The sequence below is a fragment of the Oligoflexus tunisiensis genome, from assembly GCF_001748245.1.
Taxonomy (GTDB): Bacteria; Bdellovibrionota_B; Oligoflexia; order Oligoflexales; family Oligoflexaceae; genus Oligoflexus; species Oligoflexus tunisiensis.
This window is the reverse complement of record NZ_BDFO01000001.1, coordinates 2,539,014-2,564,478: the sequence shown is the minus strand read 5'-3', so window position 1 is coordinate 2,564,478 and position 25,465 is coordinate 2,539,014. Positions and strand designations below refer to the sequence as shown.

Here is a 25,465-nt window from a genome sequence, read left to right as displayed (position 1 = left end):
AACCAGTAAAGATCATTCTCTCTTGCGTCGAAACAAAAGAGCGGAATGGTCGAGCAACCTGGTTTTCGTGAGGCGAACTGTGAGCACATGGCCTTTCAAAAAAGTGAAACTCCAAACTCCTGTGCAGCGTTTGGTTTGCAGTGTTCCCTTGCCACGTGGCTGGCAGGGCAACTGGCAGAACACAAATGAACCGCCTCTGGAAGCGGCCTTGATTCGCATAACAGAAACCTGGGATGCCGCACGCTTCGAAAAGAAAATGCAGGCCGTGACGGAGCTCTTCCCGCTCCTGCGTGCCTCACTCAGTCCTCAGCACAAGGCGATTTCCATTCGGGAAAATCAAAAAATCAACTGGCGTCTGCTCGATCAATCGGAACTTTTGGAACAGGTTCTGCACAAAGGCTGGAATTCCGAAATCAATGCCCTCTTGCGTATGAATCCGACTCAGAATCAGCTTTGGGAAGCCCTGGTCGCCGTTCAGGAAGACGGTGAATTTCTGGTTTGCCTGGTCGCGCATCCCGCCATTGCAGACGCCAGCATGTTGCATGCGGCTCTTGCTTATCTTGAACTGCAGTTCAAAAATCAGGCCCCCTCGCCGACGCAAAGGGAAATCATGGCCCGTGACCGGCTGGATATTCTGCAGAAAACCGCATGGACCAGCTATCACAAGGATACCGTTTCACCGGCCCTGGATCTGCCGGCGACGCTGCCGCGCAAAGCCCGTGACCCTGACAAAGGCAGCAGCTGCTCCTTCCGTCTGCCGGCTCATGCCTGGGAAAAAATGAGCGTCCATGCCCGCACGCTCGGCCTGCCCTCGTTCACCGTGGCGGCGATGCTGATGCGGGCGGCCTTGCAGCGTCTTTTTCCCGAGGACGTGGGCCCCATTCTCTATAAAAACAGTCTTCGCTTTCCCAAATCCGCCCATGTCCCTGCAACCAGTGGCTGGGAAGCGATATCGGTGCCCTGCACGGTCGAACAGAATTTTACAGACATTCTTAGCTCGGCGGCCCAGACCGGTTGGGTTCCGATGTCCTATCCGGAAGCCAAAGCCTGGGCGGATGGACTCTGGGTCGGCGTGGGCCTCCTGCCCAGCTCCAGTGAAGCCCAGCAGTTGCGCATCCTCAGCACAGATGCCGGTCCCACAAGCCTGCTTTGGCTTTGCCCGGATGGGGATGGCGAAACTTTCCTGACCTGGACTGATGGCGCCTGGGATGCGGAATTTCCATTGAGTCTCGCCGCGATCCTGAAGGAACTCGCGGAAATGTGGAGCGAGTCTTTGGAGCAGCCGCTTAAAGCCTTGCCGATCGATCATATCGTTCTACCTCTCTGGCAAAGATGGAACAATACCTATGAAGCCTGGCCGCTGGAACAAACCATCCCACAGCTTCTGGCGATGCCTTTGCAAAAGGCTGGCGATGCGGTGGCCATTCGCAGCCGCTCTGGTGATATGAGCTATCGCCAGCTCGATATGCAATCCAAACAGCTGGCCCTCTGGCTGCGCGCCAAGGGTGTTGGTCCTGGTGATCTGGTGGGCATTGCCCTGCCGCGCATTCCTGGAATGCTCGTGGCCCTGCTCGGTGTTTTGCGCTCGGGTGCGGGTTATGTGCCTCTGGATCCTGCATTCCCGGCGGAAAGACTGCAGTACATGCTGAACGATGCGAAGGTCAAAGGCTGCATCTGTGAGGCCGTCATGGAACCCCTTGTTGAATCATCATGCGAAGCCTGGATATGGAATGAAGTCCAGCAGAGACTTCCCGAGCACATGGCGGATCAGTGGCAGGATCCAGGTCAGGATCCCTCATCGATTGCCTATGTGATCTACACCTCAGGTTCCACGGGTCAACCCAAGGGCGTCATGCTCGGGCACCGTTCCGTGGTGAACTTTCTGCTTTCGATGCAGCAGTGCCCCGGCCTGGACCGTACCGATCGCGTTCTGGCGATCACCACGCTTTCGTTTGATATCGCTGTTTTGGAACTGCTTCTGCCTTTACTCTGTGGCGCGAGCCTTTATCTTGTCAATGCGGAGGAAGGCAAGGACGGAAGTCTTCTGCGCTCTTTGGTGGAAGAGGAAGGCATTACCCTCTTTCAAGCGACGCCGTCCAATTTCCGTCTTTTGCTGGATGCGGGCTGGAAAGGCTCGAAAATCCGCAAGGCTCTCTGCGGTGGTGAGCCCTTCCCCATCGATGTCGCGCGTCGCTTGCTGCCGATCGTCGATGAAGTCTGGAACATGTATGGGCCCACAGAAACCACAGTCTGGAGCACCGTGCATCGCATTCAAAAATTGGATGGCATCGTTCCGATCGGTCGTCCTATTGCGAATACCGGCGTCTTCATTCTGGATGAACAGCTGAAACCAGTGTTGCCAGGTGAAAAAGGGGAAATTTACATTGCGGGTTCAGGCCTGGCCCTCGGCTATCTCGGGCGTCCGGATCTGACCGCTGAACGTTTTCAGATGATACCTTCCCTGGCGGCTCTGGCCTATAAAACAGGGGATATCGGCCGCTTCATGTGGAACGGCGAACTGGAGATTTTCGGTCGTGCCGATCACCAGGTGAAACTGCGCGGTTATCGTATGGAGCTCGGTGAAGTGGAAGCTGTGCTGGCCACCCTGCCTGGCATCGAACAGTGCATGGCAGCAGTAAAAGACTTCGGTCCTGATGATCCCCGGCTGGTGGCTTACGTCACCACCACGGCACCACTGGATGAAAGAAAAATCCGCCAGCTGGCGAGGGAAAAGCTGCCCAATTATATGCTGCCAGCCCACTATGTGGTGCTGCCGAAAATGCCCCTGCTGCCGAACGGTAAAACCGATCGCAAGCAGCTGCCGCATCCACTGGAAATGCGATCGACGGGCGCAGGGGAGGCTGCCGACAATGTCGTGCCCATTCCCACTGCGGTTCACTCTGCGGTCCCAGCGCCTCAGGCCGTCCAGCCATCTCTAGCCGAGCCGGATATGCCGCCGTCCGGTGCTGCAGCATCAGTCGAACAGATTTCGGTCACCACCAGAACCGTGGCACCACAGAATCCCATGGCATCCGGAACAACGGCAACGCCGAAGCCGTATTCTGCGGCATCCACGCCTGCTCCAACGCAGAATCAGTATTCCGCAGCTTCCATGGACTTCTCCATGCAGGCCACCGCACCATCTCCTGCACCGTATGCACCTGAGATCCAGCTGGTCACACCGCATCAAGAGGCTCCGGTGCCGATCACGCCATCACAGGCCCGCATGCTCTTCGTGGAAGACTTTTACCCTGGCACCACCGTCCACAATCTGGCTGGTGCCTGGCTGATCCAGGGCGTCATGGATTTTCAAGCCTTCCGTCGCGCCCTCGAGACTTTAATCATGGAACAGGACAGTCTGCGGATGGCAGTCGTTCAAACTGAGGCAGGCTATGAGCTTCAGATCAGTCCACCCTTTGCTCCTGAACTTCGCATTTATGGCCGCGAAAAATCCAACATGACGTTGGATGAAGTCAAGGCTGCCATCGTCAAACTCTCACAGGAAAGAATCGACCCCATGCAGGTCCCGAACTTCCGCATGGGCATCTTCCGTCTGCACACGGATGCAACGGTATTCTTCTTGATCACCCATCACATCTTCTGGGATGGATTTTCCTACGGTGTACTTTGGAAAAACATCCAGCGCCTCTACAAGGAGGTTCTGGTCTCCGGTCGAGCCTTTCCCCAGCCACCGGCTTTCAACTATTCCCACTATGCCGTTCAACGTCAGGAGGAATTGAAGTCTCCGCACGTTCTCGAAGCGATGGACTACTGGCGCAAAGTTTACCAGGACCTGCCGGAACCTCTGGAACTGCCCTATGATTTCAGCCGACCCGCGCAGCTGCATCACGCGGCGGCCACCGCCTGGATTCCCTGGGATCGGAGTGTGGACACGCGGCTGCAGCAGGTTGCCAAAATCATGAGCTGCAGCGTCTATCACGTGCTCCTCAGTGCCTACTATGCGCTGCTCTATCGCCTGTCCGGACAAAACGATCTCGTGGTCGGCACACCCGTGCATGGCCGGCAGCAGGTCGAAGTCTTCGAACTGCTCGGCAACTTCATCAATGTCGTGGCTCTGCGTCAGAAGCTGGATGCAGACATGACCTTCGTGCAACTCGTGGAACGCGTGAAGGTCATCACCACGGAAGGCATGACCCATAGTGATCTGCCCTTTGAAAACCTGGTCGCCGCCTTGAAACTGCCGCGGGATGCCGGGCGTACGCCTCTCTATAACACGATGTTCTTCTATCAGGATCAATCGCTGCAGCGCATTCAATTCGGTTCAACGCAGGTCGAAAATCTGCGTCTGTCCAGCAACACCGTGGATACCGACCTCATCCTATGGGTGGAACGCTATGCGCAGAACACCTATGCCGGTTTCAATTTCCGCGTGGATCTTTGGGAACAGGGCACGGTTGAAAGTTTCGGGCAAACCTTCCGACAGCTCCTCGATGCCCTGCTGGCCAATCCCGAACAGACCCTCTTGCAACCAACGCTGGTATCGCCCTCGCAGCTCGAGGATCTGATTCTAAAACGCAATCAAAGCATCCTGCCGGAACCGGCTGACAAAACACTGCCTGATATCATGGAGGCCCGTGCGCGGGCTACACCGGAGCAGGTGGCCGTCCGCGACCTGAATGGAGGCAGCATCAGCTGGCGCGAGCTGGATCATCGTTCCAAACAGCTGGCTCAGGTTTTGCGGCAAAAAGGTGTTCAGCCGGGTTCGATTGTAGGCATCTGCCACAGCCGCAAACTCGATCTGATCATCGGCATGCTGGCCACTCTGCGTGCCGGTGCCGCTTATCTGCCGCTCGATCCGTTCTTCCCGGTCGATCGTCTGACTTACATGATCGAGGATGCCCAGGCCAAACTCATTCTCACGGAATCGGCTTTGGTGGATCTGCTGCGCGGCACAACCGTCCCCCTGCTTTGTCTCGATAGGGATAAAGGCAGCTGGAGCCATCTCAACCCGGATCACGATCAGGGCCCTCGGCCTGCTCCGACGGACCTGGCCTATATCATTTATACCTCCGGCTCCACCGGCAAGCCCAAGGGCGTGGAAATTCAGCACCAGGCTGTGGCCTGTTTTCTGAATTCCTTCCAGGCGGCTGTGGAGATGCCCAAGGATCTACGCACGCTCGCGATTACGACGATTTCCTTTGATATATCCGTGCTCGAAATTTTCGGAACGCTGGCCTGGGGTGGTACGGTAACATTGGTCGAACAGGAAAAGGTGATGGATGGTCCGGCTTTAATCAAAGCCCTGAATGATCATCACATCAATCTCCTGCAGGCGACACCCGCGACCTGGCGTTTGCTTCTTGAGTCCCGCTGGTTTGGTCAGTCGGATCTCACGGCGCTCTGCGGCGGGGAAGCCCTGCCCCGTGATCTGGCTCGTGAGCTGCTGTCCCGAACCCGTGTGCTGTGGAATGTTTATGGACCGACGGAAGCCACGGTCTGGGCCACCGTTTCGCGCATCGAAAATGCCGAGGCGCCCATTACCATCGGCCGCGTGCTTCCCCAGTATGAAGCTTATATCCTCGATGATCAGAAACGTCCCCTGCCCGCAGGCGTGATCGGCTCCCTCTATCTCGGTGGACCGGCCTTGGCCCGTGCCTATCGGAATCGGGCGGATCTGACAGCTGAAAAATTCATCCCGCATCCATTCAAAGCCAATGCCCGTGTTTATGATACCGGCGATCTCTGCCGCTATCGGGCCGATGGCCAGATTGAATATGTGAGCCGCAAGGACAATCAGATCAAACTGCGCGGTTTCCGCATCGAACTCGGGGAAATCGAAAGCTGCATGGCAAACCTGCCGGAAATCAAACAGGCGGTTGTCATCGTGCGTGAGGACCAGCCCGGTGATCAGCGTCTCGTGGCCTATGCGGTTTGTCATGAGGGTCGCACCATGGCTCTGCCCACGCTGCTGCAGAATCTCAGACAGAACCTCCCTCCTTATATGCTGCCTAACCATCTGGTCATTCTTCCGCAATTTCCGCTTACGGGTAGTGGAAAAATTGACAAGAAAGCTCTCCCCGCGCCGCAGCCGGAACGGGAAGCATCAGCCGGCACCGCGAAAGGCTCCGGGGAAACATTCAGCCTCAATGAGGAGCTCCTGGCTGCCATCTGGCGGGACATGATTGGCATTCAAAAAGTTCGCCGTTCGGATAATTTCTTTGATCTGGGTGGTCATTCCCTCCTGGCCTTGAAGGTTCTTCATCGCTGCCAGCAGGAACTCGGGGCCAGCTTTAAGGTGCGGGATCTTCTCCTGATGAATCTCGCGCAGCTCGCCTCACAGTTGCCAGGGGACAGACCGGCCAATAGTCGCATTACAGGAGAAAGATCATGAGCGCACTCCGAAGCCAGCCGCTCTTTCTCAACACCATGGAGCAGCAGATTTTCACGCTGCACTATCCCGCGGAAAGTGGAGCCCGGGATACCATAGTCATCTGTCCACCTGCGCCGCAGGAAATCATGCGCGCTCAGGCCGCTCTGGGTCAGCTGGCGCGACGTCTGCAGGACAATGGCTGTCACGTCGTCCGTTTTGATTACAGTGGCACCGGAGATTCCACCGGGGCGTCCGATTCGGTTTCGATCGATCAGTGGCTGAAGGATCTTCAGCAGGTTTGCGACTTTGCGAAGCAGCAGGCGCCGGATACGCGTCTCTCGCTCCTTGGTCTGCGCCTGGGTGCAGCGCTGGCCATCCGGGCCAGTGAGCAGCTCACCGTGGACCGTCTGGTCCTTTGGGATCCGGTCCTGGACGGCATTCATTATCTGCATGAAATGGAAGGCTCGCATGCCCGGATGTTTAAGTTGAATTCAACCGAGCCCCCGTTCGCGTCCTGGCGTTACGGCAAGGAACAATGCTGGGGCTTTCCCTGGTCGGAATCCTGGCGTTCCCAGATTGCAGCCGTAAGTCCGGCCACCCTCAAGCCGCGGGCTCAAAAGACCCATGTGATATTAAGCGCCACCAATCCGATCGTTCGCGATATCTGTCAGATTTGGGAAAGGGAGGGCTGCGCGATTGATCTCCAGCATGTGGGGGAACCCATGCCCTGGAGCGATGAGCGCTACATTAAAATTCGCGCCTTCCCTTCATCCCATCTACGGCGGATTCAGGCTCTTTGGGAGACACAAGAATGACTAGAATTGCCCTGCGTTTTGGCAGAAACGAACACCTGATCGGTGTGATCCACGAGGCGGAGAATCAGCCGCGACCTCTGGGCATTCTGCTGTGGAACACAGGCATCTCACATCGCATCGGTCCCTTCCGTGTGCATGTGGAAATGGCTGAAAAACTAGCCCAGCTCGGCTTCACTGTGCTCCGCTTCGATCTTTCCCGTCTTGGCGATAGCGATCTTGCGGAACACGATGCCTCCATTCAAGAGCTTTTTACCCGTGATATTAATGATGCGGCTCAAATCCTTGAGGACCGATATCAAATCAAGAGTCTCATTTCGGTCGGCATCTGTTCGGGTGCCGTTGACGCCTGGTATCATGCGCGTCAGGATCCCAGGATTCGCGGCCTCGTGATGGTCGACAGCTTCGTCTATCCAACCTTCCGGCATGAACTGCAGTTTTTTCTCAAACGCCTCTTCAGCTCGGGCCGCTGGAAACGTGTCCTCGTACGCACGCTCCTGCCCTGGACCGCACGTCAGGCGCTGAATCCGGTCAATGATTTTCTGGATCCCAATTATCCAACGCCTGCCGACGCCGTGAGCGATACCCAAAAGCTGGTGGATCGCGGCACCGAACTTTTGGTCCTCTATACAGGCGGCTTTCAGCCCTGGTATGGCTATAAAAATCAGTTCAAGGCCATGCTCCGTGGCGTCAACTTTGGCAAGCAGCTCCAGCTCGAATTCTGGCCGGACGTCGATCACCTTTTCACCTTGATCGAGGATCGCAAGCGCTTTCTGCGTCTTGTGCAGCTCTGGGTTCAGGAGAAATTCCTGAAGCCCATGATGGATCGCGAGATCGCCGCGCTCAAGGCCGCAAAAGAACCCGAAGTGGTGGCGTTGGAAAGCGCCCCGGACACCGTCCCTGAACCCGTGGCCAGCGTGGAAGAAATGCCCGCCATGCCGGTGGCAAAGGCGCCGGCGCACGATGCGACAGAAGTCATGCCCATGCAAAAGCTTGTGCTCGAAACGATGAACGAGGTCATATTCCCAGCCAGTCTTGAACTGGATGATAATTTCTTTGACTATGGCGGCAACTCCATCCTTGCGATCAAAGCCGCGCAGATGCTGAGTCAGAAGCTGGGCCGTCAGGTCCCCATTACCCTGCTCTATATTCACCTGCGCCCCAGGGAATTGGCCAAAGCCCTCCTCATGCAGAAGGACGACAACACCGCCCCTTCCGTTGGCGTCACGCCGCTTCCCACGGATCGGCCGGTGGATCGCGCTGTGTCCAATGAAGCTGTGGCCATCATCGGTTATGCCTGCAAGGTTCCTGGCGCTCGCAACGTGCAGGAATTCTGGTCTCTGATACGGGAAGGACGCGAAGGCCTGACTCATTTCAAACCCGAGGAACTCGATCCCTCCCTTCCGGACAGCCTGATCAGGCATCACAACTATGTGGCGTCGCGCGGTGTGATCGATGGCGATCGCTTTGATCATGAGTTTTTCAGCATGAGCCGCCGTGAAGCTGCTTTCCTGGATCCGCAGCAACGCGTTCTCATGGAAACCTGCTGGCAGGCTCTCGAGGATGCCGGCTGGGCTCATCGGCGTCAGTCCGCGCGCATTGGTCTTTATGCGGGCGTCGGCAACAATACTTATCAATCGCGCAACCTCATGCAGGGTCATGCGACGCCGCATTCCGAAGAGGAATTCTTCGCCCAGATGGGGAACGACAAGGATTATGTGGCCACCCACATCGCCTATTATCTGGATTTGAAAGGCCCGGCGGTTTCCGTTCATACCGCCTGCTCCACCTCCCTCGTCGCGGTGGTGGAAGGCATCAAGACTCTCCTGACGGATGAGGCGGATCTTGTTCTCGCCGGCGCCGCATCCGTGAATGCGCCGATGGCGAGCGGTCATCTCTATCAGGAGGGTGGAATTTTCAGCCGTGACGGTCACTGTCGTCCGTTTGCCGAGGACGCCACGGGAACCCTGTTCTCCGATGGCAGCGCGGTGGTGGTCCTCAAGCGCCTCGACAAGGCCCTGGCGGATGGTGATCCCATTCGGGGTGTGATCCATGGCTGGGCCATGAACAACGATGGACGCAATAAAAGCAGTTTTCTGGCGCCCAGTGTCGACGGCCAGGCTCAGGCCATTGCCAAAGCCTATGAACGATCCGGCTGGTCCCCGCGTACCGTGTCCTACATCGAATGCCACGGCACGGCCACACCCATCGGCGATCCGATTGAAATCGAAGGTCTGCGTCAGGTCTTTCAACGCAGCACTCGGGATCAGCATTTCTGCGCTCTGGGTTCCGTGAAAGCCAATATCGGTCATCTGACGGCAGCAGCCGGTACCATAGGTTTGATCAAGGCCGCTCTGGTTCTGGAGAAAGGCGAAATTCCACCGGCCCTGCATGCCTGGCCTTTGAATCCTGAACTGCGTTTGGGTCAGAGCCCGTTCCATATTCCCCGCAGTCTCCAGACCTGGCCGGCGGATGCCCCACGGCGTGCCGGCGTCAGCTCGTTTGGAGTCGGCGGCACCAATTCCCATGTCCTGCTGGAAGCAGCTCCGGCTTCGAGAGCGGGACAGCAGGATGCGAATCCCTTCGATCCCTGGTTAACGCTTACCTGGTCAGCCCGCAATCCCCAGGCGAATCAAAGACTGCAGGATGCCCTGAATGCTGCCTGGCACGATCCTGATCTGGCACCGCACGATCTTTGTTATACCATGGGCCGTTATCGGTCCCGCTTTTCGCATAGACAGAGCGTGACCGGGCGTGGACCCAAGGATTGGCAACAGGCTCTCGCGCGTTTAAGGAAAAACGCGGCCTTTTATCCCGAAAAAGAGCCACCCGTGCTGGTGATGTTCCCGGGTCAAGGCAGTCAATACCCAGGCATGGGTCACCAACTGGCGCAAGCCTGGCCACGCTTCAAGCAAAATTATGATAGGGCTCTGGCAGCCTTTCAACAGCGCTTCGATCTGGATCTGACGCATGCTCTGGATGGTGTCGAATCCGAGCACGGACCGCTACTCAATTCCACGATCTATACTCAGCCCGCGCTGTTCTGTATGGAATGGGCCCTGGCGCAGAGTTTGCTGGACTGCGGATTAAAGCCGGCAGCCGTCATGGGACATAGCATTGGTGAAATCACAGCGGCTACCGTGGCTGGCGTTTTCCACTTCGAGGATGCTGTGCATCTCGTCTATCACCGCGCCCGCGTTATGCAGTCCGCATCCCCTGGACTCATGCTGGCGGTTCGCGCCTCCCGCGAAAAAATGCAAAGCCTTGTCCCTTCGGATCTGAGTGTCTGTGTCATCAATAGCAATGAATCCTGTGTAATCGGTGGGGAACGTGCCGCCGTCGAGGCCTTCATGCCCATTCTGAAAAACAAGGGCCTGGCCTTCAAAGCACTGGAAACGTCGCACGCCTTCCATTCTGCCATGATGGACGAGGTCCTTGAGGAATTCCGCAAGTCCATCCAGGATTTGCCGCGACACAAACCGACTCTGCCGATTATTTCAACAGTCACCGCCCAGCGGCTTCGCGATGACGAAGCGATGGCTCTTGATTATTGGGTGAACCAGATTCGCCAGCCGGTCAACTTCCTCAGCGCTGTGCAGTATGCGGCCACCCAGTATGAAGCCCTTTTTGTGGAGGTGGGACCGCGCGATGCCTTGAGCCGCTTCGTACAGCAGATTCTACGAGACGAAGGCCGTTGGCCATCGCAGGCGCTTCTGCCGAAAAGTGCCATTCATGGTGGGGAGGATGTTGCGTTTGCCGAAGGCATCAGCGAAATGGCCAACTATGGTGTGCTGCTCTTTGTCCCCGATCAGGGCCGCGTAATTTCCGCTCCGGTTTATCCCTTCCTCGGTGAAAAACTGTGGCTCGAGCCCAGGACGCTGACGAACCGCGAGGTCACCTCCATCCGCCCGGCACCAGCTGTGACGGCTCCTGAGCCGCAGACGAGCGCGCCGATGCCGGACCCCTGGTTGCAAAAACTGACGGCTTCCCTGGCTCAGATCAGTGGACTGGAAGTCCATGAAATTGCGCACGAGGCATCGTGGGTGAGCCTTGGCCTGGATTCGCTGGTCCTGACCCAATGGTCCCTCAAAATGCAAAAGGAATGGGGCATCAACATGAATGTCAACATGCTGCAAAACGAATTGCAGAATTTGAAGGCCCTCGCGGTTCATCTGCAAAGCCTTCTCCCGCAAGATGTTCCGGCCCATGCCGCGACCGCGCCAATGGCGATGTCACCGCAATTAAGCATGCCATCCACGTTGGACACTCCGAGTATCAGCATCTTGCTGCAACAGCAAATGGTGCTCATGAACAAGCAGATCGAGCTGATCACCGGACTGATCGGCCGCTCCAATGCCCTGCCAGCCATGGGCCCGCCCGCAGCTTCAGTCCAATCGGAAAGCGCTGCGGATCGCAACACCAGGTCCCATGAAATAACTACGCCTGATCCGTTGGCCGCTTCGCCAATTAAATCCCCCATGGAACCCTTGCCAGGCTTTCTGAATCGACTGGTCCACGAAGGCGAAATTGAATTCGCAAACGATCACGGCGTCCTGCGTATGCCTCGCTATCGTGGGGCCTTCCTTGCGCTGGACAGTGAGGGTCAACCCGGCCTTTTTATCGAAAATCCTGATCAATCGGGAGAATACTGGCAGGTCGCCTGTGAATAATTCATAGGCTTGCATAAAAGAACGTGATTGGACAAAATCCTCAAATTCCTTCAAAATCCTCTTGGGCTCGACACGGAGCGAGCTTCCAGCGTCGTAAAGTCCAAGGGGTTGAAGATGATTCTCTTTTCTTCCCTTTCCCAGGGCACTTTACGCTTGACCAGGTGGTGATCTGAGAGCAAAGATCACACGCATAAAGCAAAGCGGTCCTGTGACCCGCAAAGCGGCGACTGAGGCAGAATTCGCCTGACTTTGCGGTGTTCGACTGGCCGCGTTTGGGGGTAAGGTATGAATCGTCAGCAAGAGTCGAAAAGTTGGTCAACACAAGATCTCATTCCTGATTACGTCAAGAACCAGAAGTTGATTCAATGGGTCAAAGACGTAGCAGAGCTTTGCGAACCGGATCGCGTCTATTGGTGCGACGGCTCCCAGGAAGAGGCCGATCGATTGAACCAACAAATGGTCGCCAGTGGAACCTTGATTCCCCTCAATCCGGCCAAACGTCCCAACAGTTTTCTGGCACGTTCTGATGTGAGTGACGTCGCGCGTGTCGAGGATCGGACGTTCATTTGTAGTCAGCGCAAACAGGATGCCGGCCCGACCAATAACTGGGCTGAGCCTGCAGAAATGAAAACAACGCTGACCAATCTCTTCCGCGGTTCCATGCGGGGCCGCACAATGTACGTCATTCCTTTCAGTATGGGTCCGCTCGGTTCGCCGATCGCCCATATCGGTGTGGAAATATCCGACTCCCCCTACGTCGTCGTGAACATGAGAATCATGACACGCATGGGTCGCAAGGTTCTGGATGTTCTCGGCGATGGCGAATTTGTGCCATGCCTCCATTCGGTTGGCGCCCCGCTGGCTCCCGGTCAAAAGGATGTCGCCTGGCCTTGCAACAGCGAGCAAAAATACATCGTCCACTTTCCTGAAGAGCGCTCGATCTGGTCCTTTGGATCGGGTTACGGCGGCAACGCGCTGCTCGGCAAAAAATGTTTTGCCCTGCGGATCGCGTCCGTACTGGGTCGCGACCAGGGCTGGCTGGCGGAGCACATGCTGATTCTCGGCGTGGAATCGCCTCAAGGTGAAAAAACCTACGTCGCCGCCGCCTTCCCAAGCGCCTGCGGAAAAACCAACTTCGCCATGCTGGTACCACCCGCTGGCTTTGAAGGCTGGAAGGTCACCACGATCGGTGATGACATTGCCTGGATCAAGCCGGGTGAAGATGGTCGTCTCTACGCCATCAACCCCGAGGCTGGATACTTCGGCGTAGCCCCCGGAACCTCGCCCGTATCCAATCCCAACGCCATTGCCACGCTGAAGGAAAACATCATCTTCACCAACGTGGCTCTCACTCCCGATGGCGACGTCTGGTGGGAAGGTCTGACCGATGCACCTCCCGCCAAACTCATCGACTGGCAGGGCAATGACTGGACGCCGGATTCCGGCCGCAAAGCCGCGCACCCGAACGCCCGCTTCACCGCCCCGGCGTATCAGTGTCCGTCGGTTGATAAGAACTGGGATAATCCAGCCGGTGTTCCCATCAGTGCTCTCATCTTCGGGGGCCGTCGCGCGACGACCGTGCCTCTTGTGATGCAATCGTTCAACTGGAACTTCGGTGTTTACACCGCCGCCACCATCGGCTCGGAAATGACCGCGGCCGCCGCCGGTAACATCGGCCAGGTGCGTCGTGACCCGATGGCAATGCTGCCTTTCTGTGGTTACCACATGGGCGATTATTTCAACCACTGGCTGGAAATGGGTCGCAAGATTTCCAATCCGCCACGAATCTTCTGCGTGAACTGGTTCCGCAAGGATGAAAACGGCAAATTCATGTGGCCTGGCTTCGGTGATAACATGCGCGTTCTGAAGTGGATCGTGGATCGCATCCACGGCCGTGCCTTTGGCGAGGAAAGTCCTCTGGGCTGGATGCCGCGTTACGATGATATCGAATGGAAGGGCATGAAGAACTTCACACGCCAGGACTTCCGCCGCCTCATGACCATCGACCGTGAAGAATGGAAGAGCGAGATTCTGTCGCACGAGGAACTCTTCGAGAAGCTCTACGACAAGCTGCCTCGCGAATTCATGCTGATGCGTGAACTCCTCCTGTCGAGTCTTTGGCGTTCACCTGTGAAATGGGAAATGGCTCAGGAACGTTATCTGGAAAACTGATCCATTGGCTTGTGGCCCCGCCTTGTGCGGGGCTTTTGCCGAGCGCTCACAAGACCAGGTTCGCAAACTTTCGCCGATACTGATGGGTCAACTCGTGATCCGGCCCCAGCACCTCGAACAAAGCCAGCATTGCCTGCCGTACCTTGCCTTCCCCATAGTTCTTGTTCCGCGCAATCACCTGAAGGAAACGATCCATCGCTTCCTGAAACCGATCCTCGAGCGTCAGCACCACACCCAGGCGATACAAGGCCTCCAGGTCCTGCGGATCCTTTTGCACGCGCGCCTCGCATTCCTCGACCGTTCCATATTCCGAAGCGGAACTCGCATAGTCGATCATCTGCTGCAGACTTTTCACTTCGCTATGCGTTTCGGGCAAAGCTTGCAGGGCCTCACGCGCCTTGTCAAAATCATGCTGTTGAATGAAAGCACGCACCAAAAGAAGACGGGCATCATCCAGACCTGGATCCTCCGTCAGGAGCGCTTCCAAAATGCCGATGGCTTCGGCCGTCTGTCCACCACCGATCAGGTGTCGCGCCACATCCAGGGGTTCATCCTCAAGGTCGGCACAGTGGGCATCCAGAAAGCGGCGAACCTCACCCTCCGGCTGGGCGCCTTGAAATTCCGCGACCAGGGCTCCATCCTTGAACAATTTACAGCTGGGAATTCCACGGATTCCGAATTGACGAGCCAGATCCTGGTTCTCGTCCGTATTGCATTTGGCGAGAATAAAGCGACCGCCGTATTCCGCCGCCAGTTTTTCAAGCACAGGCGTCAGGCTTTTGCAGGGTCCACACCATTCCGCCCAGAAATCCACGAGCACGGGAACACCCTGGGAACGCCGTACCACTTCCGCCGCGAAATTTCTTAAGTTGACATCGATGACATTTGGCTTATTCATGAGGCCCTCCTAACAAGGCTTCATGCTAGCATTTGCCTGCGTTTTTTGCCAACATGGAGTCCGGACCTCACTCCCAGGAAGGACGGACGTCATGAGCATGGTGTTGGAACAGCTGGTCAAGCTTATGGATCTGCGCGCGATTGAAACCAATGTGTTCGTGGGCAATAGTCAGGATTTGGGATTCAAGAGTCTTTTCGGTGGTCAGGTTTTGGGGCAGGCCCTGGTGGCTGCAAGTCGCACGGTCGAAGCCGACCGTCCGATCCATTCTCTGCACGGCTATTTTTTGCGCGCGGGGAAGCCGAACGAACCCATCTATTACGAAGTCGATTTGATTCGCAGTGGCAAAAGTTTTTCCACCCGGCGCGTGGTGGCCAAGCAGGGTGGTCTGGCCATCTTCAGCATGTCGGCCTCTTTTCAGACGGTGGAAAAGGGCTTCGAGCATCAGGTCGAAAAGCCTTCCGTTCCTGGCCCTGATGGAATCCTGAGTGAGCTGGAACAGATTCGGAAGGTACACGACAAGATCCCCGAAGGCCTTCGGGATAAACTCACCGCTGATCGCCCCATTGAAATCCGCGTGGTGGATCCCGTGGATTTCTTCGCACCGCACAAGCGTCCGCCGCTGAAATATTCGTGGTTCAAGACCAACGGCAAACTTCCGGATGATCCTTTGATTCACACGGCGATGCTGGCCTACGCGTCGGACTTTGGTCTCGCCACGACCGCCATGCTTCCCCACGGTGCGACGTTCTACGATCCGCGTGTGCAGGTCGCGAGTCTGGATCATGCGATGTGGTTTCATCGTCCGGTTCGCATGGATGAGTGGCTTCTTTATGTAAAGGACAGCCCCTCCGCAGCCGGTGGCCGCGGCTTCAACCGGGGACAGATTTTCAATCAGGATGGAATACTCGTCGCCTCTGCCGCCCAGGAGAGCCTGATTCGTCGCATCGATCTCCCCAAGGGTCAGGATTCGATGAAGGGGCTGGTGACGTGAAAAGCCATCCATAGGGAAGACGCCTGCTGATGCTGTCTCGGTCGTGAGGAACATACACACAAGTCGACACCGTCGGCGGTGTCACCGAATGCAGCCAGCAGGTGATCAACACCGGCGGCTCCAATTCCACAACATGGCTGGCTCCCTGAAGACTTCAGGGTCTCTCCCCCCCTCTCCCTGCCAGCTCCAAACACCCATTTCATCAGTAAATTCAGTCAATAACAGAAACGCAATATGAAGGTCCCTTTTGCGTCATTAGTTCTTGTCATGTTCCTTCAGATAGGGCTCCTGTCATGCAAAGTATAGTCAAAAAAGTCGTTGTGATGCTGGTTCCCTTCCTCTTCATCTCATGCGGAGACGGGAGTCGTCGGCGGGCTCCTGATCGGGACACCTATGAGTCATGTCTGGCCCAGGAGAAGCTATTCATTGCGGGCTCCTGCTATGATGGAGCCGGTCTGAAGGGGGCGGATCTTAGAACCCTGCTCTTTGGCCACACCCCGTTTCTGGAGTCCCTCCATAAGGATCACCTTGAAATCTGCATACTGACTGAACCCAGGTTTCATGGCATTCGTCTGAAGCTGGAAAAGGAAATTCGCAAAGCGGTCTTTTCATGGATTGAGCCCTTGAAAACCGTCAGTCATTCCATGCCAAGGAGCATCGGATTCGTTTATCCGGATTTTTCAAGGTCTGAACCTGATGATGGTTCTGCCACTCAGAAGTGTCCTGCGACGCGTGACGCAACCATTTTTTACCTTGGCAACTTATCAGGTACAGTTTACGGCGATGAAGACCGTGCTTTCGCCAACAGTGAAGGAAAAGTGATCTGGCTCAGTCATGATAGCCTCAGACCCGGCACAATCCTGCATGAGTTTGGTCATATTTTTGGGCTGGCCGATATCTATATTGAAGACGCCTGGACCTGTCGCAAGGACTTTCCCAACTCAATCATGTGTCAGAGTGAGTGGAATTCAGTTATGCCGACCGATAAGGTCGCCGTTCAGCGCAACTATTGCTTGTTCACGGACGGCGAACATCCGAACTGCTTCAATCATGAAAAAAAGGAGTTGCTCTCGTTTCTTCCAAAACGAAGACGTTCGCCAATTTTTGACCACAGCTTCAGGGACCCCTATCTCACCTGCGAAAACGAAAAAAGCAGGTTTTCCTTCCAGCCCTTCTCTTTTCTCCTGGGACCAAAATTTCTGTCCCATGAGCCTGGCGAGACTTACTTCCTGGGGCTCTATGCCAGCGATCCATCAGCGATTGATGAAGTTTATGGCAAGGAAAGCTTCCAGACAACTTTTTCAGTCGAGAATATGAGCGAACTTCCTAAGGATCGTCAAACCATTCCGCTCCTCATGGAACTTCGGGGCGAGCAGCTTCATGTTCAATTCCCGGTCGGGGATCAGCAGCGTCAGGAGAGCTTTTCATCCTGCTATGTCGACGCGCGGCTCGTGGAATACTTCAAGAAAAAAGGCGTTAACTTTCCAGACTCCCTTCTTAGCCATCAGAAATTTCACCTCTTGAAGAGCCAGCCGACTCGCATTGACCTTGAGGATGAGATCGACCCCAAGGGAACGCTGAAAATTTACCTTGAAAAAAGCCCGCCCAAAGGCACGCTGGAAATTCTAATATTCCAGCGGGAAAGCCATGACTTAATCAAAGCTCTGCCTTTCGATGACGTCGCACAAATTCAGGAAGGACATACAATTGGCTACGTGTTTAACGTTGCCGTTGAAAAGCTTCAACTCACGGCGGGATCGTATGAAATTTTTATCGTTGCTGACGACTACGTTTATCACAACGTGATGTTTAGTATTGCGAATTAACGGAGGCCCGAAACGGGACTCCACCCTACCGAATCACCGCCCCCGGAAACTGATAAACCGTGTGACACTGCTCACATTGGAAATAATTCGGCTGACTATGGTTCGGCACCTGCACCTGGGCCGCATCCTGAGCATGACATCCACGACATTCCGTGGGTTGCCCCTGATACACACCCTGATTGTGACAAGCGCGGCACTCCGTAACCCGGTGTGCCCCGCGCAGCGGGAAGCGGGTCAGGTTATGATCAAACTTCGTGTGCTGCCAGAAGTTCTGCGTGTGACAATCCTGACAAGGGAGCAGCTGTCCATTATGCGGATCATCCTCGTGGTGACACTGGCTGCACTCCTGACTTGAACCCTTCAGTATCCGCTCGTTCACATGGCATTCCTTGCAATCCAGCTGCAGATGCACGCCAGTCAGGAGGAAATCCTTGTGATACTCCGAGGCATTCTTCCAACCGCTCTCGTTATGGCACTTGGTGCAAAGCGGGCCATTCGAACCACGGTGCGGATCCTCATGACAGGTCTGGCAGTTCCGCTTCGGCAACTCTGGGAACAGATACTTGCCTTTGAAATTCTTTGGCGGCCAGCGGAATCTCTCCTTGGTGTTCTCATGACATTCTGCACACTTCACCTGCTTGTGCTTGCCCCTCAGCTCAAAGTCCGTCTCTTCGTGATCAAATTCCTTGAGCTTCGTGAATTTCTCGGTCGTATGACACACCGCGCAGGGCTTGTTATAGAACTTCGAATGGAACATATCCTTATGTTCATTTACGTGGCATTCCTCGCAGAACCCGCGGTTCGCCCCTTCAAACATGAATTTTGCGCCTTTACGCGGCGGCTTGGTCGGCAACGTGATATTGCTGGGCTTGTGGCATTGTGTGCACTGCTTGCCAATCTCTTCGTGCCGGCCGGTGAGTTTAAAACGTGTAATATCGTGATTAAACTCAGTGAGCTTGGCAAAACTACTGGTAATGTGACAGCTAGCACAGGATTTTTTCTGGAACTCGCTGTGGAACTGGTCCTTGTGAACGGTCGCGTGACAGTTGAGACAGTACTTTTCGTCCTTGCTCTCATCAAAGTCAAACTTGTGAGCCGTTTTTGGTGGTCGGGTCGGCAGCTTGGCCTTGGTCGGGACGTGACATTTCTCACAGTTCTTCTCGAATTTTGCATGCTGTCCATCAATCTTGAAGTTTGTGATGTCATGTTGGAACGGAGTCCGCTGCGTGAAGTTCGTCGTCGAGTGACATTTCGCACAGGACATGTTGTAGAACTTGTCATCGAACTGCTTCTTATGCACACTCGCGTGACAGGTCACACAGAAATCCCGATCTGCATTCGGAAACCTGAAGGTTTCCTTGCCGTCCTTCGCATGACAGAGCTTGCAGTTCAAGGTCTTATGCTTGCCGGTCAGCGGGAATCGGGTTCTATCATGGAAACCGCGGTCGGCCTGGATTTGCCCATTCAGGCTCATGATCTTCCAGCCATCCGTCGTGTGACACTTGTCACAGGAGATACCCCTGAACTTTTGTTGAAACGCCTTCGTATGCGGCGTGATGTGACAGGTTTCGCAACTCTTCCGTGCCAGATCCTTGAAGGCATAACGACGAAGATCGTAATCCTTGCCCAGGACCTTATGTCCCGGAAAACCTTTGAAAGCCTGCGGCGCTGTGGTGGGACGGTGACATTCAAAACACTTATTTTCCCTGTGTTTTCCCGTGATCGGAAACACAGTATGAATATTGTGATCGAAGCGCAGCGAGTCCTTCCACCTGATATCGTTGTGGCAGGTATCGCACTTCCGCAGAGGACCCTGTTTTGCGCTAATTTCCCTGCCATAGCCATGATAATCCTGATGACAGGGAAAGCAGTCTCTCTTCAGGCCCACCCAATTGAAAGCGCCCGGACCCATCGACAGGACGGCCGGTGTTTGCTTGTGACAGTCCTGACAGGCGATGCGATCATGCGCACCACGCAGAGGAAAACCTGTCACGCTATGGTCGAATTTCTTCTGCGCCTGCAGGGGCATGCCCCACAGAGCCATAAGAAATGCGAAGATCCATAAGGTCATTCCTCTCATAGACTTAACTTCCAGGTGTCTTGACCGTGGCAGACATCGCACTTGCCGTTGCGGAAGCGCGGACTCAGACGGTTCTTGTGATGATCCAGGTGACAGGACAGGCATTGCCTGGTTTCAACAGGGAAATCATAGCGCACATCGGTCTTCGAACGCCTCGTGTGGCACTTCTCACACTTGTGTTTGGCATGAACCCCGATCAGAGCGTATCCGGCTTCCTTCGCATGATCAAAAGGTTTGGCCGGTTTCCACTTGTCTGTCGTATGGCAAAGACTGCATTCCTTCTGCTTGAACTTGCCCTTGTAGTAGTGCACATCGTCTTTCATGTGACACTTGTTGCAGGAGTTCACCAGCCCCATATAACTGATATCCGTCTGCCGAGCAGGTTTGCTGGCTGGCCGCTTCGCAGTGTGGCACTTCGTGCAGTCAATCTTTGCGTGCGCACCATCCAGTTCAAATCCCGTCAGTTTATGTTCAAAGGTTTTCGGGTTGATATACATGGGATCGAAATTGCGACCTTTATGATCCTTGTGGCAATCGATGCAGGCCTTGTTACTCATCAGCCCGTGAAAATGCTGCCGTGCCTCCACATGCGCTTTGACTTCCTTGTGACAGGCCATGCAGTTGGTATTGGGAATCCCACCGGCCGGCTCATGACATTTCAAACAGTCGTTGTGCGTATGTTCCAGGTTGTCGTGACCAAGGGTCAACGGCCCCGGGGCAAGCAGCTGATTGAGGAGACCTTCAAAATTCAGCTTGCTGTCCTGACCCTGGGCTGAAGCCGGGGGAGGTACAGCCAAAAACAGAAGGGTGAGAATGAGTCCAAGCTTCCGCACCTTACATTTCCTCAAATCTTGCCGGTCTGGTTCTGGGCGATGATGCCGATTTTCCAAACTTGTATCCGAACATGATGAAGAGAGCACTCGCGTCCACCTTGCTGTCGCTTTCCAGCTCATAACCCAACGCGCCGCGAATATCATCCAAAACGAAAATCCCCGCATCCACCATCATAATGGTGCGCTTGTTGGTGGTGCCATCATCATAATCTTCGGTGGAAAGCGTATAGGACAGCCCCACACTCAATGTTGCTCCCCAATAGTCATAGGCGATCTTGGTGAAATTATCCTTGCTCAGGAAGTTCTGCCGTGTTCCAACCTGAAGGCGCGTGGAACTGGTATCCCCAAGCACCCGCGGAAACAGCAGGCCGGCCGTATATTCCGTGCGAACTTTCCCATCCACCGTGCGGGTTCCCTGGCTGGCACTGACATCCACGCTCATGGCAGAACTCAGACGATAGCGGGCATCCAAATCGATCGTTCGCACCGAACTCGGCACCAGCACATCCTGAATCACCTGTTTGATCAGATAATCCTCGGTCGTCGTCTGGTTCAGGTAACCGCCAGCTCGCAGCCTCTCCGTCTGGTAATAATACGAAAGATAACCGCGGCGCAGACTCGACTTCGGTGCAAAATCAAACTGCACGAGACTGCCGATGCGATGGTTTCCACCAAACGTGAAAAGACCCTGCTGATAGTAGTAGAGGTGACTATCGGCATCGGTAATGTCATAGGTCGGGGCCTGAGCCACCGCATTGGTCAGATAACTGCTGTCTTCCGGAGTATCCTTGGACTCATAGTTGTAATACGCACCAAACTGCGTCGTGGAAATGTCGCGCGTATCCGGATCCACATAGAGCGGCGCGATGATGTCCTTGGCTCCTTGACCGGCAAAGGCCCCATAGCGGCTGGATCTGCTGGTTCTATAGCCGAATTCCGCGCCATCGTTGGCAATGATATTCGCCTCGGGAAGGGAAAAGCGACCGACGGTGAAATACGTGCGATTCGATTCCCAGGGCCTCTGATAAGCCGCCAGGCGCAATTGACGTCTTTCGTAATTCGACAAAAGCAGGTTTTCCCGTTCCAGTTTCCCAAAGCCATCACGCTTATCGCGGAAATCAAAAATAAAACGATCTCCGGAGTCGTTCAGGTCTTCGGCACTGGCTTTCAACTGAAGATTGATAACCTGTTCATCATTGTTGGTTTCACCTGCGGTTTGGCCCAGATACGCGCCCTTGAATTCGACCTGACGCGAATAATGTCCAATGCGAGCGTCACCTTTGAACTCCGCGGCTTGCAAAGGGATGGCCCCTTCGACAACGAGAGTGAGGACTCCAAACAAAATTCCAGCGTTAGCGAAAACCTTTCGGCTTCGCATGGCTGGCGACTGACTGTTGGCAGTAATGAGCAAGTGCGATCTCATTGGAGGAATTCAATTATTTCCTCCAGTGTATCAGGTCATGGCGGGAAGGTGGACACGAAACGTGAAAAAAAAGTTCTGCTGTTTCTCAGTTGACTTTCCACTGCGTTCCGAATCGATGACAAGCTACGCAATCCCCGCGCAGCTGCCCGTTGGGTGCGTGCGCCGCAGGATTGAATTTCGCGGCTTCACCAGGCAGATTATGGCAGCCAAGACACGCTGGTGGTGTCGGACTATGGGCATAGAACTTGGGTTTCCAGGTCGGGGCGGCCGCGACATATTCATGGCACTCGGCGCACTCACGACCAAAACCATGAGCCACAATAGTTAGATCCTGGTTTGGAGGCAGACGGCGATACTCGTGACAGGCTCCGCAGGAATCTGTAAAACGCGTGTGATCCGCGACCGGCGAGGCAAATTTAGGATTCTCAACTTTCGGTTGCTTCACGCCGCACTGCGACAGCAGTAAACTTACAAATAGCGCGGATATACAGACGAAAATCACCTGTAGCAGTTTCTTGTCAGTCATGTCATGAACTCGCTTTCACGGCTTCACCGTATTTGGTATCAATCATGATGCCAAGACTTTTCAGGAAGGCAAAAGGCAGAATGGCACCAGCGAAAACAAAAAGAAAATCATTCTGCAGTCGCAACATTTGCCCGTTCATCTTTACGATTAAATGATCCCTTTCAATCTGTTCAACCGTTGTGTTGTAACAGATCTTCACCATACCCCTGCGCTCATAATCCTTGATGATATTCTGGTTTTCTTCGTTACAACGGTCGAACGTGGGACCGCGCACGAGGAGGAAGACCTTGTTCCGAAGACCCGGTTTGCAAAGGTATTGCGCCGCTTCCACGCCTGCGTTACCACCACCGACCACCGCGATCCACTTCTGCTGATACTGATCCGGATCCAAAAGGTTATAAGTAACCTTGGTCATCTCTTCGTTCGGCAGATTCAATTTCCGCGGTGATCCCCGCACACCCATGCCAAGGATCACTTTCTTCGCAGTCATGATACCCTTGGATGTTTCGACGTGGAATACGTCGCCCTTCTTTTGCAAATTGATAAAACGGCAACTTTCGATCATGTTCAAGTTGCTTTGCCGCTTCAGATGCGCCCAAAGGCTCAAAAGCTCCTCTTTGGACACTTTGTTCTTGTTGAACTTGAACTGTCCAACGAGCGGGAAATCCAGGGGATGGGACATGACAACTTTTTGCTTGGGGAAGTTGTAAATTGTTCCCCCGAACTTGTTCTGTTCAATACAAATGTATTTGACCTTGGCTTCCGCACAGGCCAGAGATGCAGAAAGTCCGGCCGGACCGCAGCCCACGATGAGGACATCAAACTGCGCGCCGCCACCACCGCCGAGAGTTTTCGCGGCATGCGTGGCGGCAAGCTTGCCCTGCTTCACGGCGTTTCGAATCAGCCCCATGCCGCCCAACTCGCCGGCGATGTAAAGGCCTGGCACGTTGGTCTGGAAATTGGGGTCAATGCGCGGCAATTCCATTCCGCGGGTTTTGGTGCCGAACACCAGCTGAATGGCATCATAAGGACAAGCCGCCTGGCAGGCCCCATGACCCACGCAGGCCGTTGGCTCGACCAGCACGGCCCGGTGATTGATCAGCCTGATGATCTCACCTTCCGGACATGCGGCCACGCATGCTCCGCAGCCCCCGCAAAGGGTCGGATCAATTTCAGGATGCAAGCTGGCGGGTTCATTCATCTTTTTGGCGACAGCGTCATCCCATTGACGCTTCGCTTCTTTTTGATGCTTATCGCGCTGGCGCATGCCCCAAAGCGCGAGACCGACCATAAATGCAATCCCTAGCAACCATATGGACTGCGAAAGGAAGACGTAAATCTTCATCAACATTGGCATCACTCTGATAAAAAATTACAGGATGCTATCGGCTCGCAGCCACGGGTACTTAAGTGGATTCGAAAGAGCGAGAAATATTCGCGGTTTAGACCTTGAAAATCAGGGACGAGGCGATGTGGATGATAGCCACAATATACATCCATACCGCAAACGGTGAATGGAAGGTGCGCCAGTACCCAAAGAGGATTTGGTAAAAATGCATGGAGAGGAGGCGGCGCCGCAAGAGAGCCCATTCCCGCAGCTTCACACGGAAGGGTTTCCCCTCCTGCCAGGGCGTGGGCGGGAGCGTGGCCATCATCCGCAGTTCACCCGAAATCGACTTGACCAGAAAGCCCATCAGACCCAGCCTCTGGAGCTCAGGCCCCTGGACCCCTCCGGCCATGGAAAAGGCATGAGCCTTGGCCATCACCAGCGCCTGGGCCGGGATACGATTGCCGGATCCCCGCTGATACTGATCAAAGGCTTTTTCCAGCATATCAATCTGTTGTTTCAGCACGGGCTTGGCCTGAAGCAATTGCATATAGAAGTAACGTCCAACGATGCCGCTGAGGAACGAGATCACCATACTCCAGAAGCTGATGCTCACCAGACCACGCACTTTAAAATCGCAATGAAACAGAATAAAAGTGGGGCCAAGCATACCGAAGAAAATGTGCCAGTTGAGCCAGCCCTGAAGACTGCCCCACTTCTGCATCACAAGCAGGCGTTTGCGCAATATATAGAGATTGGTCAACGCCATCACGCAGAAACCTATCCAGCCGAGAGCATAGCTCAGTGGTTTTCCTGGCAAAGGCGAAAGAGTTTTGCAATGCCCAAGAATTTTACAGGCCCCGAGAGTGATATAGCTCGGACCGTTGTACATCTTGTGCAACACGGCGTATTCGTAGAACATAAAGCCGGTTATAAGCAACCAAAGGTAAACCAAAGGGCGCAGTTTCATGCTTACAATTCTCCAGTTGCCTTCATGTTAGCACAGACTCCTGCTCTTGAAAAAGACAGGCGGATGCCGATAAGAGCCTCGTCGTATCCCCCAAGCTGGAGCCATTGTATGAAGACCTTTTTCATCATGCTGGCACTTGGACTCAGCACAGGCAGCCTTCTGGCTTATGGACCCTGTGATGAAGATGTCCAGAAATTGTGCAAAGGTGAATTTCATCAGGAAACCGAACGCACCTGTCTTCACAAGAAAATCGAGCAGCTCAGCCCCGAATGCAAAACCTTTGTGAAGGGCAAGGAAGACAGCTGGAAAAAACTATTGTCCAGCTGGGACAAGGTGAAGGGAGCGTGCCAGAAGGAAATCGACAAGGAATGTGCCGACGTCAAGACCAAGGCGGATGAGCCTATCAAGGCGCTGCAGGTCTGCCTGATGATGACCGGCGAAACTCTCGGCAGCGAATGCAAGAAAGACATCAATCGCCACATCAAGGAATTCCAACCCAACATCCGTGAAATCCCCTGATGGACAACGCGAAGCGGCTTTAATTTTCGTGAAGCCACTTCGCAATCCCCCTCTCTTGACAGTGGAAACGACTTTGCCCATGATCCC

At 54.8% G+C, this 25,465-nt stretch carries 14 protein-coding genes; 7 read left to right on the top strand and 7 right to left on the bottom strand.

Annotated elements, in window-relative coordinates; genetic code table 11:
• The first annotated feature begins 121 nt into the window (after nt 1-121).
• The 4 genes from OLTU_RS11095 (at nt 122) to OLTU_RS11080 (ending at nt 13,985) form a co-directional block, all read left to right on the top strand.
• Nucleotides 122-6,352 (top strand): non-ribosomal peptide synthetase, encoded by a 6,231-nt coding sequence (locus OLTU_RS11095; RefSeq protein ID WP_218109976.1) that lies wholly within the window; start codon nt 122-124, stop codon nt 6,350-6,352.
• Entirely contained in the window at nt 6,349-7,146 is a 798-nt protein-coding gene (locus tag OLTU_RS11090) for a serine aminopeptidase domain-containing protein (RefSeq protein WP_141732824.1), read from the top strand. Before OLTU_RS11095 ends, OLTU_RS11090 begins: the two co-directional genes overlap by 4 nt.
• Entirely contained in the window at nt 7,143-11,813 is a 4,671-nt protein-coding gene (locus OLTU_RS11085) for a type I polyketide synthase (RefSeq protein ID WP_141732823.1), read from the top strand. The genes OLTU_RS11090 and OLTU_RS11085 overlap by 4 nt, the downstream gene beginning before the upstream one ends.
• 285 nt (nt 11,814-12,098) lie before the next feature.
• Complete coding sequence (locus tag OLTU_RS11080; protein ID WP_141732822.1) at nt 12,099-13,985, top strand: phosphoenolpyruvate carboxykinase (GTP); 1,887 nt, start codon at nt 12,099-12,101, stop codon at nt 13,983-13,985.
• 46 nt (nt 13,986-14,031) lie between these two features.
• Here the strand turns inward: OLTU_RS11080 and OLTU_RS11075 are convergent, their stop codons facing one another.
• Nucleotides 14,032-14,883 (bottom strand): thioredoxin family protein, encoded by an 852-nt coding sequence (locus tag OLTU_RS11075; RefSeq protein WP_141732821.1) that lies wholly within the window; start codon nt 14,881-14,883, stop codon nt 14,032-14,034.
• Between the two features lie 91 nt (nt 14,884-14,974).
• On the opposite strand from OLTU_RS11075, the gene OLTU_RS11070 reads away from it, so the two are divergent.
• Both OLTU_RS11070 and OLTU_RS11065 read left to right on the top strand, forming a co-directional pair.
• Nucleotides 14,975-15,874, top strand: coding sequence for an acyl-CoA thioesterase (locus OLTU_RS11070; protein WP_141732820.1), 900 nt, complete (start codon nt 14,975-14,977; stop codon nt 15,872-15,874).
• 293 nt (nt 15,875-16,167) lie between these two features.
• Complete coding sequence (locus OLTU_RS11065; RefSeq protein ID WP_141732819.1) at nt 16,168-17,700, top strand: hypothetical protein; 1,533 nt, start codon at nt 16,168-16,170, stop codon at nt 17,698-17,700.
• 25 nt (nt 17,701-17,725) lie between these two features.
• Here OLTU_RS11065 and OLTU_RS11060 read toward each other — a convergent pair whose 3' ends face one another.
• From OLTU_RS11060 to OLTU_RS11035, 6 genes are all read right to left on the bottom strand, one after another.
• Nucleotides 17,726-19,771 (bottom strand): cytochrome c3 family protein, encoded by a 2,046-nt coding sequence (locus OLTU_RS11060; protein WP_141732818.1) that lies wholly within the window; start codon nt 19,769-19,771, stop codon nt 17,726-17,728.
• A 5-nt stretch (nt 19,772-19,776) separates the two neighbouring features.
• Nucleotides 19,777-20,613: a hypothetical protein gene (locus tag OLTU_RS11055; protein WP_141732817.1), complete on the bottom strand. Its 837-nt coding sequence runs from the start codon at nt 20,611-20,613 to the stop codon at nt 19,777-19,779.
• Nucleotide 20,614: 1 nt separating this feature from the next.
• Nucleotides 20,615-21,991, bottom strand: a complete 1,377-nt coding sequence (locus OLTU_RS11050) for a hypothetical protein (protein WP_218109975.1) — start codon at nt 21,989-21,991, stop codon at nt 20,615-20,617.
• A gap of 130 nt (nt 21,992-22,121) precedes the next feature.
• Nucleotides 22,122-22,562 (bottom strand): hypothetical protein, encoded by a 441-nt coding sequence (locus tag OLTU_RS11045; protein WP_141732815.1) that lies wholly within the window; start codon nt 22,560-22,562, stop codon nt 22,122-22,124.
• A 1-nt stretch (nt 22,563) separates the two neighbouring features.
• Entirely contained in the window at nt 22,564-23,907 is a 1,344-nt protein-coding gene (locus tag OLTU_RS11040; RefSeq protein ID WP_218109974.1) for an NAD(P)-binding domain-containing protein, read from the bottom strand.
• Between the two features lie 97 nt (nt 23,908-24,004).
• A complete protein-coding gene (locus OLTU_RS11035) occupies nt 24,005-24,859 on the bottom strand; it encodes a hypothetical protein (RefSeq protein ID WP_141732813.1) in 855 nt (284 codons plus the stop codon).
• 108 nt (nt 24,860-24,967) lie between these two features.
• Between OLTU_RS11035 and OLTU_RS11030 the strand changes: the two genes are divergently transcribed.
• Complete coding sequence (locus OLTU_RS11030; protein ID WP_141732812.1) at nt 24,968-25,378, top strand: hypothetical protein; 411 nt, start codon at nt 24,968-24,970, stop codon at nt 25,376-25,378.
• The last annotated feature ends 87 nt before the right edge of the window (nt 25,379-25,465 follow it).

What these genes read in the sequence shown, in the direction of transcription:
- OLTU_RS11090 (WP_141732824.1), top strand. Translation starts at nt 6,349, where the DNA reads ATGAGCGCACTCCGAAGCCAGCCGCTCTTTCTCAACACCATGGAGCAG.
- OLTU_RS11085 (WP_141732823.1), top strand. Translation starts at nt 7,143, where the DNA reads ATGACTAGAATTGCCCTGCGTTTTGGCAGAAACGAACACCTGATCGGT.
- OLTU_RS11080 (WP_141732822.1), top strand. Translation starts at nt 12,099, where the DNA reads ATGAATCGTCAGCAAGAGTCGAAAAGTTGGTCAACACAAGATCTCATT.
- OLTU_RS11075 (WP_141732821.1), bottom strand. Translation starts at nt 14,883, where the DNA reads ATGAATAAGCCAAATGTCATCGATGTCAACTTAAGAAATTTCGCGGCG.
- OLTU_RS11070 (WP_141732820.1), top strand. Translation starts at nt 14,975, where the DNA reads ATGAGCATGGTGTTGGAACAGCTGGTCAAGCTTATGGATCTGCGCGCG.
- OLTU_RS11065 (WP_141732819.1), top strand. Translation starts at nt 16,168, where the DNA reads ATGCAAAGTATAGTCAAAAAAGTCGTTGTGATGCTGGTTCCCTTCCTC.
- OLTU_RS11060 (WP_141732818.1), bottom strand. Translation starts at nt 19,771, where the DNA reads ATGACCTTATGGATCTTCGCATTTCTTATGGCTCTGTGGGGCATGCCC.
- OLTU_RS11050 (WP_218109975.1), bottom strand. Translation starts at nt 21,991, where the DNA reads ATGCGAAGCCGAAAGGTTTTCGCTAACGCTGGAATTTTGTTTGGAGTC.
- OLTU_RS11045 (WP_141732815.1), bottom strand. Translation starts at nt 22,562, where the DNA reads ATGACTGACAAGAAACTGCTACAGGTGATTTTCGTCTGTATATCCGCG.
- OLTU_RS11040 (WP_218109974.1), bottom strand. Translation starts at nt 23,907, where the DNA reads ATGAAGATTTACGTCTTCCTTTCGCAGTCCATATGGTTGCTAGGGATT.
- OLTU_RS11035 (WP_141732813.1), bottom strand. Translation starts at nt 24,859, where the DNA reads ATGAAACTGCGCCCTTTGGTTTACCTTTGGTTGCTTATAACCGGCTTT.
- OLTU_RS11030 (WP_141732812.1), top strand. Translation starts at nt 24,968, where the DNA reads ATGAAGACCTTTTTCATCATGCTGGCACTTGGACTCAGCACAGGCAGC.